This window comes from Desulfogranum marinum (assembly GCF_016918565.1).
GTDB classification, from domain to species: Bacteria; Desulfobacterota; Desulfobulbia; order Desulfobulbales; family Desulfobulbaceae; genus Desulfogranum; species Desulfogranum marinum.
On record NZ_JAFFQD010000009.1, the window covers coordinates 76224 to 93184 of the forward strand.

Consider the following 16961-nt stretch of genomic DNA (forward strand, 5'->3'; position numbering starts at 1 on the left):
CTCTATGGAAAGAGATAACATAAATGTCGATAATTCTCATTGACGATTCTTGCGGTCCTCTTGTATCCTCTGCAAAGACAAGGCTTTTCTATAAGCGTAAGATTTTTCTTCATCGGTCATTTTAAAATTATCTTTGGCTGATCCCTCTAACTTTATTAAGAATATTAAAAAAGAAAAAGATATGGAAATAATGGCAATATTGAAAGCGGAGACAGCAGACTACCATGTAAAGCTTGAATCGTTGCCATATTTTTGCGAGTTGATTGCACACCGCCTGCCTCTGGAGTGTTATGTGAACCAGCTTAGGGCGCTGAGCGTCGTCCATAGTGTTCTGGAAGACCAGCTTGCCACTTCAACAAATCAACAGATTCTTAGCGTCTGGAATGATGATTTAAGAAAACTTCCCCTCCTTTTAGAGGACCTTCTCTTTTTCGAACCTAGGGTCTGCTCAGACAACATCCCTTCTATCGACTCGGCTCTGTCTATGGTGGAAAAAATCCGCTTAATAAGCATTGAACGCCCTCTCTCTCTTTTAGGATATCTTTACGTAATGGAAGGCTCGACATTGGGCAATTATATGCATCAGCCTGATATCACCGAAAGTTATCACTTAGGAGGACTCAATGGCAGTCAATATTACGCCGGCTATAAAGACAAAGTTAGAAGCCATTGGCAACAATTTGCCGACAAAATGAATAGAGTTATTAGTACTCCTGCATTGTACCCTCCTATTATTGAAGGGGCTCACGAAACATTCATTGGTTTGGAAAAGCTTTACCGCAGCTTGTTTCCTTTGAAGAAATCCAACAACACTTTTCATGTTGCCCGAATCAACCCGGAAGCCGGCAATCATCCTATCCCTACTGACAAAAGAGAAATTCAAGCAGCGCTAAACGCCAGTAACCGCTGCTGGAGCGAGTACCCCTATTATGAAAAGCGCTACGGAAAAAGGGGGAAGCGTTTTAGTGACAGTGACACTTGTTGGCTGGCTACCCTTACAGCTCTTGACCAAATTGCTCTGCAAAAACAGATTGACTGGCTTTGCCGGGTGCTCGCTGCTAGAGGAATGCCGTCTCTACTGTTAGAATCCCTCCTGTATTACCTGTCTCAGGAGCTAACAACAGCTGTCCCGGAAAACAAAGGGCTCTATCAAAAACTGCTCATCTCTGCAGACAGACTCAAACTCAATAGACTTAAAAAAATTGAGGAACAAATTTTCAGGAACTTGGCCGAAGAGTTTGATCAATTTGTAGAATTAGACATGAGAGATGAATATAAAAAAATTGGCTTTCTACTGGTCAGCGCAGTGGTAGATGAAAACAATGGTATCCCCGAAGCACTCAACAGTTTACACAAATGGCTGGTTGATAGCGATCGTTTCCCCGATGGCTGGATTGCTGCTGTTGAAAAAACTATCAACAAGGCAACAAGCAAAGTTTCAGAGTAGTAGCCGACCTAAACAGACTAAGGATAGAAGATGATTAAAGATGAACTCTATCAAGCCTATCTCCATGCAATCCTTAATGGTGACAGGGGAGCATGTCTCAACATTGTCACGAATCTTCTTGAAAACAAAATAAACATACGGGAGCTCTATACCCAACTCTTTCAGAAGAGCATGTACAGGATCGGCGAACTCTGGGAAATGAATAAAATAAGTGTCGCCAGGGAGCACCTGGCAACAGCAATAACCGAAAATATGCTCAGCCTCAGTTACCCGCACCTCGTATCCGGCAGTCAATCAGCCAAAAAGGTTGTTATATCCTGCACTGCAAACGAATACCACCAAATTGGCGGCAAGATGGTAGCGGATATATTGGAATTTCATGGCTGGGATGCACACTTTCTCGGTGCCAACACCCCGGTTGATGAGTTGCTGCAATGTATTGATGAGGTCAAACCTGATTTGATTGGTTTGTCTCTGGCCATCTACTTCAACCTACCGGCCCTGGAAACAACTCTTGACGCAGTGTGTTCTCATTATCCAAATAGCGATATCCTTGTCGGCGGCCATGCTTTTATATGTGGTGGAACAAGTGCGCTGAACAAGTATTCAGGTACGCACTACCTAGAGTCACTTGCTCAGTTGGAAAAAAACATATAATTGTCTCTATGTCCTTTACCCAGCCACAATCGGAGATTGTGCTCAAATATTTTCAAGATGATGCGCCAATCCTTTATTTCTTGCTGAATGAAGGGGGGGTAGTACTATCGATCAATAAATATTGCAGGAAACTTCTGGGTGCGAACATTGTTGGTGACAACTTTGAGGAGTTACTTGTTGACTTCCAGCAATCATTCACACTGGAAAAGTATATCCATAAAAGCGATACGCATCATCTTCTCCATCTCAACATACCGAATTCATTGCCGAGATCATATCTTTTCACCTTTCGCAGGGTAAACGATGCCATCCTGGTATTTGGGAAAAGCGACGCAGAAGAGCTAGAGCTCCTCCGTTCGGAATTACTCCGTGCTAATCAAGAATTGAACAATCTAACACGCTCGCTCCAGAAGAAAAACGCCCAGCTCGCTCATCTCAACAGTGTCAAAAATCAATTTTTAGGAATGGCAACCCACGACCTGCGTAAACCTATATCGGTGATCCTTACGTACACTGAGTTTTTGCTTGATGAAACCAGTGAGCAGCTTAACAGCGAACATACCGGTTTTCTCAACAAAATTGAAAATTCCGCCCTATTCATGAAACGACTGGTCAATGACTTCCTCGATGTCAGCGCCATTGAAGCTGGGCATTTTCATCTCAACATCACCCAGGTGAACCCTGCAGAGATATTGGAAAAGAGTCTTGTTTCGGCAAGGATTCCAGCGAGTAAAAAAAGGGTCGATCTGGACGTGAAGATCCAGACGGGACTTTCACAAATTCCAGTGGACGCAGATAAAATAGAACAGGTTATGAGTAACCTGATCGGCAATGCCATTGAACATGCACCGCTTGGCACAACTGTGTCTGTTGCCTTACAGGAAACGGAAAACAAAATTCTTTTTTCGGTGGAGGATAGAGGGGATGGCATGAGCCGGGAGGCAATTAAAAAGATCTTTAGTCCTTTCTCTAGAAGCAGTTCAACCAAGACGGGAAGCGAAAAAAGCACTGGTTTGGGACTAACAATATCTCGTAAAATAATCGACGCTCATCAAGGTAAAATTGTCGCTGAAAGTGAGGAAGGCAGAGGTACATGCTTTATCGTATATTTGAATAAAAAATAGACTTAGAATAATCTACAAGCGGTATCCGTTAAATTTCTAACACATACATGAATAGTGTTGTACGAATCATTATTTGTTGATGTTACGAGTAGAAGTTCTTTTTTCAAACAAATCTTCTCCACCCTTTTCTCTCAAATGGTTTTGCTTATTTTTCCGCTGAATCAGCTGAGTATGGAGCTTGTGAGGGAAGCATTGCATGTCGCTTTTTTAAAGGACCACTATGCAGGGTACGAAAGATACCCCGCACAGAGCTTATTCAACCATTTTATTAGGCAGGAAGGAAACAATCTCAGGAAAGGCAGTGATCATGATCACCATCAAAATCATAATCAAAAAAAAGGGAAAAGTAGCCTTAAGAATATTGCCTACTTTTTCATTGGAAATGCCTTCTATCACAAAGATACTGAATCCTACCGGCGGCGTTATTTGCGATAACTCCACCATAAAAACAAGAAAAATACCAAACCAAAGCGGATCAAAACCGGCAGCAATAATAATTGGCAGGACAATGGGCAAGGTCATGACCACGATGGAAATGCCGTCAAGGATCATACCCAGGATGAGGTACATGATAGCCACGACAAAAATCAAAAGATATGGCGAAAGGCCAAGCCCTGATATGTACAAACTCAGTGCCCTTGCAATACCAACAAATCCGACCACCTGAGAAAGAAATGCCGCACCGACGATAATAAACGAGATCATCGAGGTTGTTTTCACTGCGGAAAGCACGGCTTGCCTAAAATTGGCTACAGTCAGATTTTTAAACCAAAGGGCAAGCCCAAAGGCACCGACAACACCTATTGCCGCAGCTTCCGTAGGGGTGGTTATCCCCATGTAGATTCCACCAAGAACAATAAAGATAAGCAGCAGGACTGGAAACAATTCCTGTGAGGATTTAATTTTATCCCGCAGCGTATATTTTTCCTGATCCTCCGGCATGACGCCTGGATTGATGATGGCCCGTATTGCAATATACAGTGCATATGCAGAAGCCAACAACAAGCCGGGGACCACACCGGCAATAAACAGCTTACCAATGGAGGTGTCCGAAAGGATACCATAGATAATCATGATCAGGCTGGGCGGAATCAGAAAGCCGAGTGTACCTGCACCAGCTAAAGAGCCGATGGCAATGCTCCTGTCATAGCCTCTTTTCGAGAGCTCATCCAAGGTTATCTTCCCTACCGTTGCAGTGGTAGCAGCGCTGGATCCTGAAACCGCAGCAAAAAGCGAGCAGGCGACAACATTAATATGAAGCAGCCTCCCCGGGATATTTGACAACCATGGTTGTAGACCATTAAGCAGGCGAGTGGAAATCTGGGTCCGGTACAGGATTTCTCCCATCAGGATAAAAAGGGGCAAGGCTGTCAACGACCAGGAATTGGTACTGTTCCAAATAGAATTTGCAAGCAGGCCACCAATTTTGTCCCAAATAGAAATAGTCGGCGGCAGGTTGAGATCAAACAGAAGCATACCTGCCACACCTGAAGCCATCAGTGAAAATCCTATCCACAATCCGGACAGCAGCAGTAAAAACATGATTCCGAACAAGGCAAAGGTCAGGATTAACGGGTCGGAAATGATAACAGCCTCCTTAGGAAACCGCTTGCCAGTTGCAGGATGAAGAGCAACAGGCCCACAGGGATAACCAGCTGGGGAATAAAAATAGGCGTTTCGGAGATCGAATCAGCAGTCATACCCAAATCCCAGACATCATAGGTCATCAGCACCGAGTGATACAGGGCAAAGCAGGATAGGACAAGGGCAATCAGTAAAACCAGCAAATCTAATATACGTTGCCCCTCTTGAGATAATCTGCTTCTGACAATGCTGATTCGGATATGAGCGCCCTCTTTCATGGAAAAGGCGAGACCCGACATGACAACAGCCACAAAAAAATAAGCGCTGTACTCGTCGCTGATCAGGGTTGAAGCGTTAAACACGGTACGTGCTACGATTTCAACCACTATAAGGAGCACAATCAGGATCATAAACAGGCCGGAGACATACCCTCCGGCCCGTGAAATTGACTCAATGATAGCAATGAGCTTTTTCATTACTTTATGTATTTTCCAAGAACAGCGGCTTCAGCTTTTTTAGCCTTTTCCAGAAACTTTTGCTGGATCTGAGCAGCAGCAGCATCCAGTTCTGCGGTAAAGGCAGCATCTTCCATGGACACAGAAATACCCTTTTCTTTAATAGTTTGCAGAGCCTCTTCACTTCTTGCCTGGGAATTTTTCCACTGCGCGGTCTCCGTTTCCTCTGCGGCTTTCACCATTGCTTCCTGCTGCTCAGGAGTCAGTGCATTCCAGTAATCGAGATTAATGGTGACCATGTTCAATGGGTAGGCGTAATTAATAGGTTTAAAATTACTGAGAACTTCCCAGAACTTCCCGTTTTTGGCAGATTCAGAAGAAGTAAGTACGGAATCGATCATACCTGTGCGCAAAGAAGCATACACTTCCCCCCAAGGCATTGACAGCGGCATGCCGCCCATTGCTTTGAGAAATTCCGCCCCGTTTTTATCATAGGTGCGAGTCTTGATACCTTGTATGTCGGCGGCACTGTTGATAACCTTTTTGGTGACAAGTCCACTAGGTGGCCATGGTGCGGCATAGAGTAACTTCTGATTCCATTTGGTAGCAGCCTTTTCGTAGAGCGGCCTGGTATCGTTATACAGGGCACGGGCATCATCGTAGGATCTAACAAGGCGCGGCAAAGAGCTTACGCCGAAGACGTGTGAGCTCCCTGCCACTACGCCCATGAGGATGTCTGACATCGGAACCTGTCCGTCTTTCACGACCTTAAGCAGTTCCGGTCCCTTAAAACCTAGGCTGCCGCCGGGATGAACGGTTATGAGCACGGAACCATTGGTATGGGTTTCCACTCGTTTGGCGAAATCCATAGCACCTTGGGTGTGGAAGCTTGTCGCGCCGTACACTGCATTAAGGTCGAGTTTTGTGGGGGCGGCCGAAACTGCACCGGCAGAAAAAAAGACAAGGGCTGTAACAGCTAACAACGTTTTCAATCTGTTCATGAAGTGCGTACTCCTGTGTTGAGGATTGACTGAATGTATATGAAGGTTAAGGATCAGTACGTGTGAACTCTACTTACGACCTGAAGTGTGGTTGTTCGCTTCCTTTTCCTGACTCGCTATATCTGGCGGAGGAAGTTCATAATCTTCTCGTTGAATATCTCACTTTTATAATACTGTTTGCCCAAGACGGCAAATGATTGCTCACCACTATATTCGTCTTTTAGTAAACTGAGCAATTCTTTGTTTTTCCGCTCAATATCGCGAGCTTCTTCAATGGAAACTTTCCGGAATCGGATAGTGTCCCCCGGCATTGCCTGTGCGATTTTTGCGATATCGTCTCGTATGACGGTTGCAATTTTTGCGTAACCGCCTACAGTTTGCTCAGAAAGCAGGATTATTGGATCACCTCCTTCTGGAATCTGCACTCCACCTGGAAGACTTGGTTCAGAAATAATACTTGCCGGCATTGTTTTTTTACGTTCTATCGTAGGTCCTTTCAGTCTGTACCCCATCCGATTAGCCTGTGGGGTAATGGTGAATTGTTGACTGAAAAAAAGCTCCAATCCCTGATCGAAATAATCATCTTGTGGACCTGGAATAGCACGGAGCTCCCAGTGAGAGCTGTACGTTGGTCTGTAGGCGACAGGAATAACTCTATTTTCGAATGTATCCCTATCTATCTGCTGTTCGCAGGAAGCCAATATATCGCCGGCCACAAGAGGACGTCCTTCATGCCCGCCCAATCGGCCGTCTGTATAGCAGGAGCGACTCCCCATAATTACCGGTACATCTATTCCACCATTAATGCCTAGGTAGGCTCGACAACCAGCCTCAGCATGCCCAATCGTCACAACATCACCTTTGACAACTGGAAAAGATGACCAGTTTTTGACGATGGTAGCGTTGAGTGTGATGGGCATGGCTGCACCGGTGACAGCCAGTGTGCATGGAGCCAGTATTTCAAGAACCGGCCCGCTCATGGTCATTTCCAGCACAGCACAGTTTTCATGATTGCCTAACAATACATTTACTGTTTGCGCCGCAAACCTGTCCAACGCGCCGCTGGGGGGCACTCCGTAACGCTGGTATCCGAATCTACCGAGATCCTGGACAGTGGAGTATGCTCCAGGCCGGCTAATTTTAAACGCTGCAGGCATCAGGTCGTTTCAGTTTGTAATGCAAAAAAATCTTGCCGGGAAACAGGGATGAAACGAAGTTGATCACCTGCTTTGACAAGAAAAGGGTTAGAGCGAAGCGGATCAAAAAGTTTATAAGGGCATCTCCCTATTAATTGCCATCCACCGGGACTGTCAATGGGATAAATACCGGTTTGATTGTTAGCGATGCCTACTGATCCTGCAGGAACAAGCGTTCTTGGCGTTGCAAGCCGTGGCGTATGCAGTTTTTCGGAGAGACCGCCAAGATAAGGAAAACCCGGCGTAAATCCGATCATGTAAACTGGATACAGTGTTCCCGAATGTATGCTGATCACTTGATCGACGGACAATCCATTGTGGGTTGCCACGTACTCCAGATCTTCTCCAAATTCCCCGCCATAGCACACTGGAATTTCAACTATTTCAGCATTCAAGTCTATAGCGCTTTCCACATCACCATACAGGATCACAAGCTTTTCCTGTAACTTGGGCATATCGACTACCAGTGGCTCATACACTAAAACCAAAGATCTGTACGAGGGTATTATTTCGACAATCCCCTCAGGTAAATCATCTTCAAGTAATCTGCAGAAGGCATGTATTTTTTGATTGGTTTCCAGATCAATCTCAGCACTGAATTCGACCAGTAACCCTCTTTCTCCAACATGCCGAAAAACAGGTTGAGAAAATATGGTATGTTGCTTTTCTTTATCCATTTTGCGAAGGATCAAGCGCTGGTTTCACATTTATACCTGCTTTTTCCAAAGTTTTCCGGATAGTTCTCACCAGGGTTCCCGCATGGATTGTATCTCCGTGCAAACACAGTGTTTCAATTTCGATTTCGATGATATTGCCCGATGTATCGACGATCTTCCCTTCTTCTGCCATCATCAAAGCACGTTCTGCGATTTCGGAAGGATCGGTCTTGACAGAACCCTCCTGGCCACGGGGGGCAAGATTACCATCGGGGGTATATGCCCTATCCGGAAAAGCTTCGTATATAACACGGAGTCCGAACTCCTCCCCTACCTTTGCCATGATCTTTCCCTTTTCGCCGGCCAGGGCAATAAAGGCAATATCCGAACTGACGCTGACAATTCCTTCAGCAATCGATTTGGCGATGTCTTCGTTTTCAACGGCTTTGAGGTAGAGGCTGCCATGGGGTTTTACATGACTGACCCTGGTATTATGAACATTGCAGAAACCCTGAAGTGCGCCTACCTGATATATAATGTAATTGCGAATTTCCACAGGGGTGAGATTCATTGGCCTACGACCAAAACCCATGAGATCGGGATAGCCTGGATGCGCACCGGTATTGACGTTGTGTGCAATTGCCATACGAATGGTACGATCCATAACCATAGGATCACCAGCATGCCATCCACAGGCAATGTTTGCCGAAGTGATATGCGGCATGACCTCATCATCGGCTCCCATCTGGTAAGCACCGAAACTTTCTCCCATATCGCAATTGAGGTCAATCTGTTTCATAGTAGCGCTCTCCCTTTGCTAAGTGAATGGTGTGTGTAGCCTGAGAATATGAGATATGGCAAAATTTGGTTAAAACCTGATATTAAACCAACTCATTGGAATGACCCAATAAAAAAAATTGCTTACAAGGATAACTGACTGTTTAGAGGCAATTTCAGGTGGCGAGGTGCCGGCCTGAACACGTCAGGTCGTCATTTATAGATAAAATAATACTAAATATATGCTCAAACGCAATCTAAATATATTTGATTTATATTCATAAGCATTATTTCACCCTATCTCTTTAAATTTACATGCATTGTGGTATGATACTCTTTACCTTAGAGTAACTAAAGAGGAAAAGGGGTGAAGAGGCAAGATGACCAAACGAAAGTTGTCAAAGGTAGAGATCGCCTACGACAAGATTTTTCAACAGATAATGACCACCGAGTTTCAGCCTGGACAGCAACTTGAAGAAAAGTACCTCATGGAAGCCCTTAGTATAGGGCGGACCCCCATTCGCGAGGCATTAATGCGTCTGGAGATAAACATGATGGTTGAGTCCAAATCAGGCAAGGGATTCACAGTCAGGCCGGTTACCCTCCAGTCCACCAGGGCGGTCTTTGAAACATTGGCAATTCTTGAAAAAGGAGTTGCAGACCTGGCAGCAACCAAGGAGATTGAAACTCAACTAGAGAAAATGGCGGTGGCCAACCAAAATTTAGAAAAAGCAGCCGAAGCATATGACACGTTGGCAATGGTCAAGGAAAACTATAGCTTTCACCTGGCCTACGCTGAGTGTTCCCACAATGAGTATCTGATCCATGGTATTACAGCAGTCCAGTGTGAAACCAGGCGGCTGGCCTATCTTTCCTTTGGTAATCGGATTAATGACCGGAAAAGTCTTAGCGAACATTACCGGACAGTGATTGACGAACACCAGCAAATTATTGATTTGCTCAAGACCCGCGACATCGAACGGCTTAAGCACATTATTGATCTCCATGCCGAGGCATTTAAAACCAGAATCGTGGGTTTTCTGGTCGGATAAAGGATGTAAGTCAAGGAAAGCAATGATACCCCTTTAATCTTTTTTGCATAGCCACCCCTTTCCTTTACCATCCGCGATAGAAAGCACTGTAGAAAAAGATAGCTATACTTAGTGGCCGATTTCCAGAATCTGGATAAAGCGGCTCAACTCTTTTAAAGATGGGCGCAAAGTGCCCAGCAAGCTAGTTTCTTGCTCAAGGCCCTGAGAACGTTAATTTTTTATCGACAAACCGCCGACATTATGCAAACATGTCGACGATATTCTACAGAAACTGTTTTTCTGCTTAACCCGAATTTCTCATCCGGGATAATTTAGTGGCCTCCTTTTGGGTCATTTTCTGTCTTATTCACGTCTTAAAACTATGGTGATGCATATGTTCACATATGACGCATATATATACTGCAACAGCAGTGAACCCCAAGGTATTACCCTTTATATGGATAGTTGTGTCGCTGCAGGGTATACAGGTCGCGACCAAGAGAGTGTACAAACGCATATTGATGAGTTAAAAATAATGGGTGTCCCTACCCCCTATGCTACCCCAGCACTGTATTGGATCAGTCCTGTAAGATTAACAAATGCGGATACCGTGTTGGTTGTTGGTGAGCAAACAAGCCCGGAAGTAGAATTTTTCTTGGCCAAAGATAAAGAAGGCACCCTCTACGTAACCGTTGCCAGTGATCATACCGATCGTGAGTTGGAAGCAGTATCTGTCGGGAAAGCAAAACAAATCTGCGACAAAGTACTAGGCGATATTTTTTGGAAAGTAGATGATGTTGCCGAGCATTGGGATCAAATCGAAATCCACTCACAAGTATTCCAAAATGGCGAATGGATCGCCTACCAGGCAGGGACCCTCGGCCAAATACTCCATTACACCGAACTGCTCAAATTAATGGCAGAGGATAGTCCAGCAGGGAAACAGCCATCATTGCTGAGCGGCACTATTCCCATCATAGGTGGTGAGACGATTTTCACCTCTGCCTGTAAAATTTCGATGCGAGATCCTGTACTCAAACGGGAAATAGTTAAAAGCTACCAGGTAACATCGATACCAGACAGGAGTTAAACAGCTTATGCAGATTGCGGTAATTCAGCCAATCATTGTCAGTGGGGATATAAAGGCTAACTACTTAAAGATGAGCCAACTGATCGAGCAGGCTGTTGGCCTTTCCCCAAAACCTGATGTTATAGTGTTACCCGAACTCTGGTCCACCGGGTATGCTTTGCAAGAGCTTGACCATATTGCCAGCGACCAGGGACAGGAAGAGGCCACTTTTCTAGGTGATCTCGCCCAAAAGCACGACGTCTGGTTTGCCGGTGGATCAGTCGCTGCCAAAACCTCCGAAGGCATAACCAACCGTGCTCAAATCATTAATCGTCAAGGGCGGATTGAGGCATTTTATGACAAAATCCATCTGGTTCCAATGCTCGACGAGCACCTCTACTTAACTGCCGGTGATAAAATTTGTGTGCACGATATCGAGGGGGTCAACTTTGGCTTTTCCATCTGCTATGACATTCGTTTTTGCGAATTTATACGAAAACTTGCACTTGAAGGTGCACAGGTTTTAGTTGTTGCTGCCCAGTGGCCCTTGGTAAGGCTTAGTCACTGGCAGGCGCTGCTTAAAGCAAGAGCTATTGAAAACCAATGCTACCTGGTAGCTGCTAATAATACAGCAATGGGCAATGTACCTTTTGCCGGCCACTCCACTGTAGTAGGCCCTGACGGCAGCACACTTGTCCAATTCGAATTTGTTGAGGGGGTGCAGCAGGTTGGTATTGATGTGACCAAGGTCGAACAGATAAGAAATGCTGTACCTGTTTTTCAAGACAGACGACCGGATTTGTATTGAGCAAGGTAGTTGTCTAAAATCTTATACACATTAAGGAGAAAACGTAATGACTCCTGCAGAACTTAGAGCCTTATCTGCTGCCGGCTCATTTGACAAGCCCACCGCAGGCTATTGTCCGGGATTTGTGCAAGCAAATCTGGCAGCTTTTCCAGAAAAAGATGCTGCTGATTTTGAAGCTTTCTGCCGTGCAAACCCAAAACCATGTCCCATACTGGAAGTCATTGGTCCAAACAGTTATACGTCTAAGTTTTTAGCTCCGGGAGCGGATATTAGAGATGCTATCCCCCGTTATCAAATCTGGCATGACGGTGTCTGTACTGAGACCGTCCAATCGCTTCATGCTATAGATACTACTGATTTTGTTTTTTTCCTTTTAGGGTGCAGCTTTTCTTTTGAGGAAGCCCTGGTTGAAGCTGGGATTTCCTTGCGCCATATTGACCAACAAAAAAATGTGGCCATGTACCGCACTAATATTCCTCTGCAACCTGTGGGACTATTTGACGGCAACATGGTAGTTTCCATGCGTCCCATCCCTGCCACTCAGGTCGAGCTAGCCGCCAAAATCACAGGTATGTTTCCTGATGTCCACGGTGCGCCGGTCCACACCGATGATCCGCAAGCAATCGGTATCACACAGATTGACCAACCAGATTACGGAGAATTTGTAGAGATCAAGGATAACGAAATTCCTGTCTTCTGGGCTTGCGGGGTGACACCGCAAAACGTTGTCCGCAAGGCAAAACTGCCATTTGCCATTAGCCATGCCCCCGGATATATGTTTGTCAGTGATATTAAAAATAGTGATTACGCAGTCAGGTAAGTAGCTTCCTTGCTGTCTCTGTTGCAACCATTAACCAGTTATGGAGGAATGTATGAAGTTTGGGAAAAAAATCGCAGCGATGGTCTGTATGGGTTTTATTGTTTCTTGTTCTACAGCTCTGGCCAAGACCGATACGCTGAGAGTTGTCGGTAGCTGGAACAGCTTAACCCTGTATAAAAATTTTGAAAAACCTTTTTGGACGGAAACCGTACCTCAAGAAATGGGAATGAAAACCAGCATGACCTCTCTGGGGCAGGTTAAGCTCAAAGGGCCTGCAGTTGTTCGCCAAATGGGCATGGGTGTTTTTGATGTTGTCCATACTGTAGCTGATTACATTGTTTCCGATTCCCCGGATCTTGCTGCTCTGGACTTGCCAGGTGTAACCACTGACATTGAAACTGCAAAAAAGACCGTGGATGCGTACAGGCCAACGCTGGAAAAGAATCTTGCCCGTGACTTTGATGTCAAACTGCTCAGCGTGGTTCCCTATCCTGCCCAGGTTCTTTTTAGTAGGGTACCCATCAAGGGACTTGACGATCTGAAAGGAAAAAAAATCAGGGCATCCGGCTGGACAACCTCAGAATTTGTCACTGCCTTAGGCGCCACCGGTGTAACTTTATCTTTTAGTGAAGTGCCTCAGTCTTTGCAACGAGGCGTTGTTGATTGTGCCATTACCGGTTCCTTGTCTGGTTATTCTGCTGGATGGGGAGAGGTTTCCAAGTATATCTATCCGCTTCCTGTAGGCGGTTGGGACTATGTCATCGGCGTTATGTCCATGACTACCTGGAACAAGTTGTCCAAAGAGCAGCAACAGAAATTACAGACCCTGATCACCGAAAAACTCGAGAAACCAGGCTGGGCCGTGACAGCCAAAGAAACACAGGAAGGCGTTGATTGCCTTACAGGTAAAACATGCCCACATGGTGAGCCACAGCACCTCATAGAAGTTCCTGTGACAGAAGCATCTGTCAGTAGAGTTCAGGAAGTTCTGGTGAATGCTGTTCTGCCCGCACTGGCGGAAAAAGTCACCCCCGAAACCATGACCACCTGGAACGAGACCATCGGTAAGGTGGTTGGCATTCAGGCGAAGTAAGTTTTTCTCTTTGCAACGGATTCTGCTGTATACATGGCAGAATCCGTTGTCATCAGTCAACGATAAACTCCTTTCTGTATATATACTGTCTGAAAAGGCAGGGCTATGCAGCTTGAAGAATGATTATCGTCGGAGATCGTACAAGAAAGAATCAAGGAAAGGATTTATGAGCGGCTTACTACACAAAACAGAAAAAATTTCTCAGGTGGCAGCGTGGGGATCAGGTTTGCTCCTTTTCCTGGCCGCCATAATGATTGCGGTTGAGGTCATCTTACGCAAAGCTTTTGCCTATTCCATAGGCGGAGCTGATGAATTATCAAGCTACGCTCTGGCCATCAGCTGCACCTGGGGATTTAGCTATGCCTTGTTTCGTAAATCCCATATACGGATCGATGTCTTGTACAGTCGTCTCCCTTCAGCTGGCCGATACATGCTCGATTTGATCGCACATCTCCTCCTCGGAACCTATATTGTTGTTCTTTGCTATTTCGGGTATTTCGTGGTCAAGACCTCGGTTGTAAAGCATTCCGCCGCCAATACCCCTCTTGCAACGCCCTTATGGATCCCGCAGAGTCTCTGGCTCATTGGTCTGCTGTGGTTTGGGTTCTGTGTCGCCATGATCCTGGGCGGAACCATTGTACACCGTATGCAAAATAATCATCACAAGGCAAGCAGACTTTCAGGCATTTCCACCCTGGATGACGAAATTCAGGAAACCGCTGAAATAAGTAAATCTCCAGAGGCGGCCTCATGATTATTACCGTTACGTTGGCAATCCTGCTCGCTTTACTTCTGCTCAGTGTTCCTGTGGCTGCAGCCCTCATCGCCCTAGGACTTTCTATTGGAACAATTTTCTCAGATTTCCCCCTTTACCGCGCAATCGGTGAAATATCATGGTCGGCAAGTACTGATTTTCTCCTGCTTTCCATTCCACTGTTTGTGATGCTCGGAGAAATCCTCCTTCGAGCAGGGATTGCGGCAAAAACCTATAATGCGCTCAATAAATGGTTGTCGTGGTTGCCTGGTGGGCTTTTACAAGCCAATATTGGAACCTCGGCCCTTTTTGCTGCTACTTCCGGTTCTTCTGTAGCCACAGCCGCAACAATAACCACAGTCGCTCTTCCTCAGGGAAGACTCTATAACTATTCTGAAAAACTTTTTGCCGGGTCCATTGCTGCTGGCGGCACCCTGGGAATTCTTATTCCGCCATCAATCAACCTTATTGTATATGGCTTTCTTACCAATACCTCTATTCCGCGCCTTTTTCTGGCAGGGATTGTTCCGGGCATTCTCTTAGCTATACTTTTTATGCTGTGTATTGGAATTGCCTGTTTTTTCAATCCAAAATTGAGCGGCGGTAAGCAGACTGCTACCTGGCAAGAACGGTTTGACAGTTTAAAAGACCTTATCCCGGTTCTTATTATCTTTGTGGTCGTTATTGGCTCTATCTATGCCGGTCTTGCCACGCCTACAGAATCAGCCGCTCTGGGAGTACTTGCCTCGCTGTTGCTTGCTTTTAGATACCGAGCAGTGAGTATCGATTTTTTCAAACAGGTCTTTGAGGGGACCATGCGCACGAGTTCCATGATAATGTTGATTCTTATTTCAGCAAACTTTCTCAACTTTATCCTGGATTCCATTGGCCTTGCCGAAATGCTCAATGAATTTGTCACGAACCTGGGCGCATCACCGCTCAATACGCTTTTGGTTGTTATAGCGCTCTACATAGTTCTTGGTTTTTTTGTTGAAACCTTATCCTTAATGGTCATCACTATTCCCATTGTTGCTCCAATCCTGGTTAATATGGGCTACGACCCCATCTGGTTTGGCATTCTCCTGATACTCTTGATTGAAATGGCTTTGATCACACCGCCGGTCGGGTTGAACCTCTATGTGGTTCAAGGGGTTCGACGCACTGGTTCCATCACCGATGTCATGATTGGCGCGGCACCGTTTGTCGTCATGATTGCGGTCATGATTGTGCTGCTCATCATTTTTCCCGAAATAGCCCTATACTGCACCCAGTTTGTGAATTAAAGGACCTCACGCTAAGACCGAGTCATATATTTGGATAAAATAATGAAAGAAGATACCCCACCTGCTGATACCATCCCCTTTGCGCCGATTGTGTCCTCAGAACACCTTGTATCTCCTGATACTTGGCCGCTAAGTGAATTTGAATATGGTCTGATTACTGCCCATCACGTTTTTTCCCGGTGGATGATCCGCTGTATGCATGCCGCAGGATATGCCGACTTCAGCCCCTTGGATGTATTAGTTCTCCATAATCTCAACCATAGAGGCAGACAGAAGCGTTTGGTTGATATCTGCTTTGTTCTCCATATCGAAGACCAGCATACAGTCAACTATTCCTTGAAAAAACTGATGAAAAACGACTTAGTGCAGCGGGAGAAACGCGGTAAAGAAATGCTTTACTGCACCACTGACAAAGGGAAAGAAGCGTGCAATAAATATCGTGATATTCGGGAGCAGTGCCTCTGTTCAGGATACAGGAGGCTCGGTAGAGAAGAGGCAGAGGTTAGCGAAGCGGCATCCCTGCTTCGTCTCATGTCCGGTCTTTACGACCAGGCATCCAGGGCAGCATCATTATTATAAAAAATACATTTTTTTATGCTCCACAAAAAGGATACAACCAAAAACGTCTCCTCCAATACCATGTATTACAGGAGACGTTTACTCGTTACTCGCTCCCCTTCGAGGTATTTGCTGGAGCCATTTTGCCACTCATGTGTTGGATTTCAATTTTTATAATTTTTGTGGCCTTATCGAGTTTTTCGATATATTTTTTTCCTTCCTCCATAAAATTTGGCGAATACTTTTCCAGTAACCATTTAAGCGCATTATAACGCTCAGTTTCCTTCACCTCAGACGCGACCCCAGAAACTACGACACTTTCAAAATTAGTTGAAAATTCGGTAGGTAACACCGCCACATCCCCAACAACACAAAAAGATACTTGAGGGTTGTTAGCAATGTTATCAAGCTTGTGTCCTACCAAGGCACAATGAAAGTAGATCGCATTCTCCTTAAAAACATAGTTTAGGGGCACGCCGTAGGGTTGCCCATCTTCTCCGACAGTTGACACAATGCCGTATTCTGCCTGGGTGAGTAAATCGGCAACACCAACAGAACTCATTTGTTTATCTTGCCTTCTCATATTTTTCATAAAAATCTATTCATCTCCCTTATCTTTGCAGAAAAAATAGCCTACACAGCATACGC

At 45.3% G+C, this 16961-nt stretch carries 18 protein-coding genes; 11 read left to right on the forward strand and 7 right to left on the reverse strand.

The genetic code is table 11. The features are described 5' to 3' along the window. Nucleotides 1-181: 181 nt before the first annotated feature. Genes JWH17_RS07255 through JWH17_RS24035 form a run of 3 tightly spaced genes read left to right on the forward strand, consistent with a single transcriptional unit; the run spans nt 182 to nt 3228 of the window. Nucleotides 182-1447 (forward strand): biliverdin-producing heme oxygenase, encoded by a 1266-nt coding sequence (locus JWH17_RS07255; protein ID WP_205221929.1) that lies wholly within the window; start codon nt 182-184, stop codon nt 1445-1447. Nucleotides 1448-1477: 30 nt separating this feature from the next. After that, nucleotides 1478-2104: a cobalamin B12-binding domain-containing protein gene (locus JWH17_RS07260; RefSeq protein WP_205221930.1), complete on the forward strand. Its 627-nt coding sequence runs from the start codon at nt 1478-1480 to the stop codon at nt 2102-2104. Between the two features lie 38 nt (nt 2105-2142). After that, on the forward strand, nt 2143-3228 hold the full coding sequence (locus tag JWH17_RS24035) for a sensor histidine kinase (protein ID WP_205221931.1): 1086 nt from the start codon (nt 2143-2145) through the stop codon (nt 3226-3228). Nucleotides 3229-3480: 252 nt separating this feature from the next. Here JWH17_RS24035 and JWH17_RS07270 read toward each other — a convergent pair whose 3' ends face one another. The 6 genes from JWH17_RS07270 to JWH17_RS07295 all read right to left on the reverse strand — a co-directional run bounded on the left by JWH17_RS07270 (nt 3481) and on the right by JWH17_RS07295 (nt 8919). Further along, complete coding sequence (locus JWH17_RS07270) at nt 3481-4815, reverse strand: TRAP transporter large permease (RefSeq protein ID WP_205221966.1); 1335 nt, start codon at nt 4813-4815, stop codon at nt 3481-3483. Then, nucleotides 4797-5288 (reverse strand): TRAP transporter small permease subunit, encoded by a 492-nt coding sequence (locus JWH17_RS07275; protein ID WP_205221932.1) that lies wholly within the window; start codon nt 5286-5288, stop codon nt 4797-4799. The genes JWH17_RS07270 and JWH17_RS07275 overlap by 19 nt, the downstream gene beginning before the upstream one ends. Continuing rightward, complete coding sequence (locus JWH17_RS07280) at nt 5288-6268, reverse strand: TRAP transporter substrate-binding protein (RefSeq protein WP_205221933.1); 981 nt, start codon at nt 6266-6268, stop codon at nt 5288-5290. The genes JWH17_RS07275 and JWH17_RS07280 overlap by 1 nt, the downstream gene beginning before the upstream one ends. A 116-nt stretch (nt 6269-6384) precedes the next feature. Continuing rightward, on the reverse strand, nt 6385-7425 hold the full coding sequence (locus JWH17_RS07285) for a 5-oxoprolinase subunit C family protein (protein ID WP_205221934.1): 1041 nt from the start codon (nt 7423-7425) through the stop codon (nt 6385-6387). Next, nucleotides 7425-8141, reverse strand: coding sequence for a 5-oxoprolinase subunit PxpB (pxpB, locus tag JWH17_RS07290; protein ID WP_205221935.1), 717 nt, complete (start codon nt 8139-8141; stop codon nt 7425-7427). Before pxpB ends, JWH17_RS07285 begins: the two co-directional genes overlap by 1 nt. After that, nucleotides 8134-8919 carry a LamB/YcsF family protein gene (locus tag JWH17_RS07295; protein ID WP_232370965.1) on the reverse strand — a complete coding sequence of 262 codons (786 nt, stop codon included), beginning with the start codon at nt 8917-8919 and terminating at the stop codon, nt 8134-8136. The genes pxpB and JWH17_RS07295 overlap by 8 nt, the downstream gene beginning before the upstream one ends. A 358-nt stretch (nt 8920-9277) precedes the next feature. Between JWH17_RS07295 and JWH17_RS07300 the strand changes: the two genes are divergently transcribed. The 8 genes from JWH17_RS07300 to JWH17_RS07335 all read left to right on the forward strand — a co-directional run bounded on the left by JWH17_RS07300 (nt 9278) and on the right by JWH17_RS07335 (nt 16334). Continuing rightward, the gene (locus JWH17_RS07300; RefSeq protein ID WP_205221936.1) at nt 9278-9949 is read left to right on the forward strand and encodes a GntR family transcriptional regulator; all 672 of its coding nucleotides are present in this window, start codon (nt 9278-9280) and stop codon (nt 9947-9949) included. 373 nt (nt 9950-10322) lie between these two features. Continuing rightward, the gene (locus JWH17_RS07305; protein ID WP_205221937.1) at nt 10323-11018 is read left to right on the forward strand and encodes a DUF2848 family protein; all 696 of its coding nucleotides are present in this window, start codon (nt 10323-10325) and stop codon (nt 11016-11018) included. 7 nt (nt 11019-11025) lie between these two features. Beyond that, on the forward strand, nt 11026-11805 hold the full coding sequence (locus JWH17_RS07310; protein ID WP_205221938.1) for a carbon-nitrogen family hydrolase: 780 nt from the start codon (nt 11026-11028) through the stop codon (nt 11803-11805). Between the two features lie 46 nt (nt 11806-11851). Beyond that, nucleotides 11852-12625 carry a putative hydro-lyase gene (locus JWH17_RS07315; protein WP_205221939.1) on the forward strand — a complete coding sequence of 258 codons (774 nt, stop codon included), beginning with the start codon at nt 11852-11854 and terminating at the stop codon, nt 12623-12625. 52 nt (nt 12626-12677) lie between these two features. Next, nucleotides 12678-13718: a TRAP transporter substrate-binding protein gene (locus tag JWH17_RS07320; protein ID WP_205221940.1), complete on the forward strand. Its 1041-nt coding sequence runs from the start codon at nt 12678-12680 to the stop codon at nt 13716-13718. 166 nt (nt 13719-13884) lie between these two features. After that, on the forward strand, nt 13885-14472 hold the full coding sequence (locus JWH17_RS07325) for a TRAP transporter small permease subunit (RefSeq protein WP_205221941.1): 588 nt from the start codon (nt 13885-13887) through the stop codon (nt 14470-14472). Next, nucleotides 14472-15755, forward strand: a complete 1284-nt coding sequence (locus JWH17_RS07330; RefSeq protein ID WP_369125048.1) for a TRAP transporter large permease — start codon at nt 14472-14474, stop codon at nt 15753-15755. The genes JWH17_RS07325 and JWH17_RS07330 overlap by 1 nt, the downstream gene beginning before the upstream one ends. A 42-nt stretch (nt 15756-15797) precedes the next feature. After that, on the forward strand, nt 15798-16334 hold the full coding sequence (locus tag JWH17_RS07335; protein WP_205221943.1) for a winged helix DNA-binding protein: 537 nt from the start codon (nt 15798-15800) through the stop codon (nt 16332-16334). A gap of 85 nt (nt 16335-16419) precedes the next feature. Here the strand turns inward: JWH17_RS07335 and JWH17_RS07340 are convergent, their stop codons facing one another. Beyond that, complete coding sequence (locus JWH17_RS07340; protein ID WP_205221944.1) at nt 16420-16905, reverse strand: pyridoxamine 5'-phosphate oxidase family protein; 486 nt, start codon at nt 16903-16905, stop codon at nt 16420-16422. Between the last annotated feature and the right edge of the window lie 56 nt (nt 16906-16961).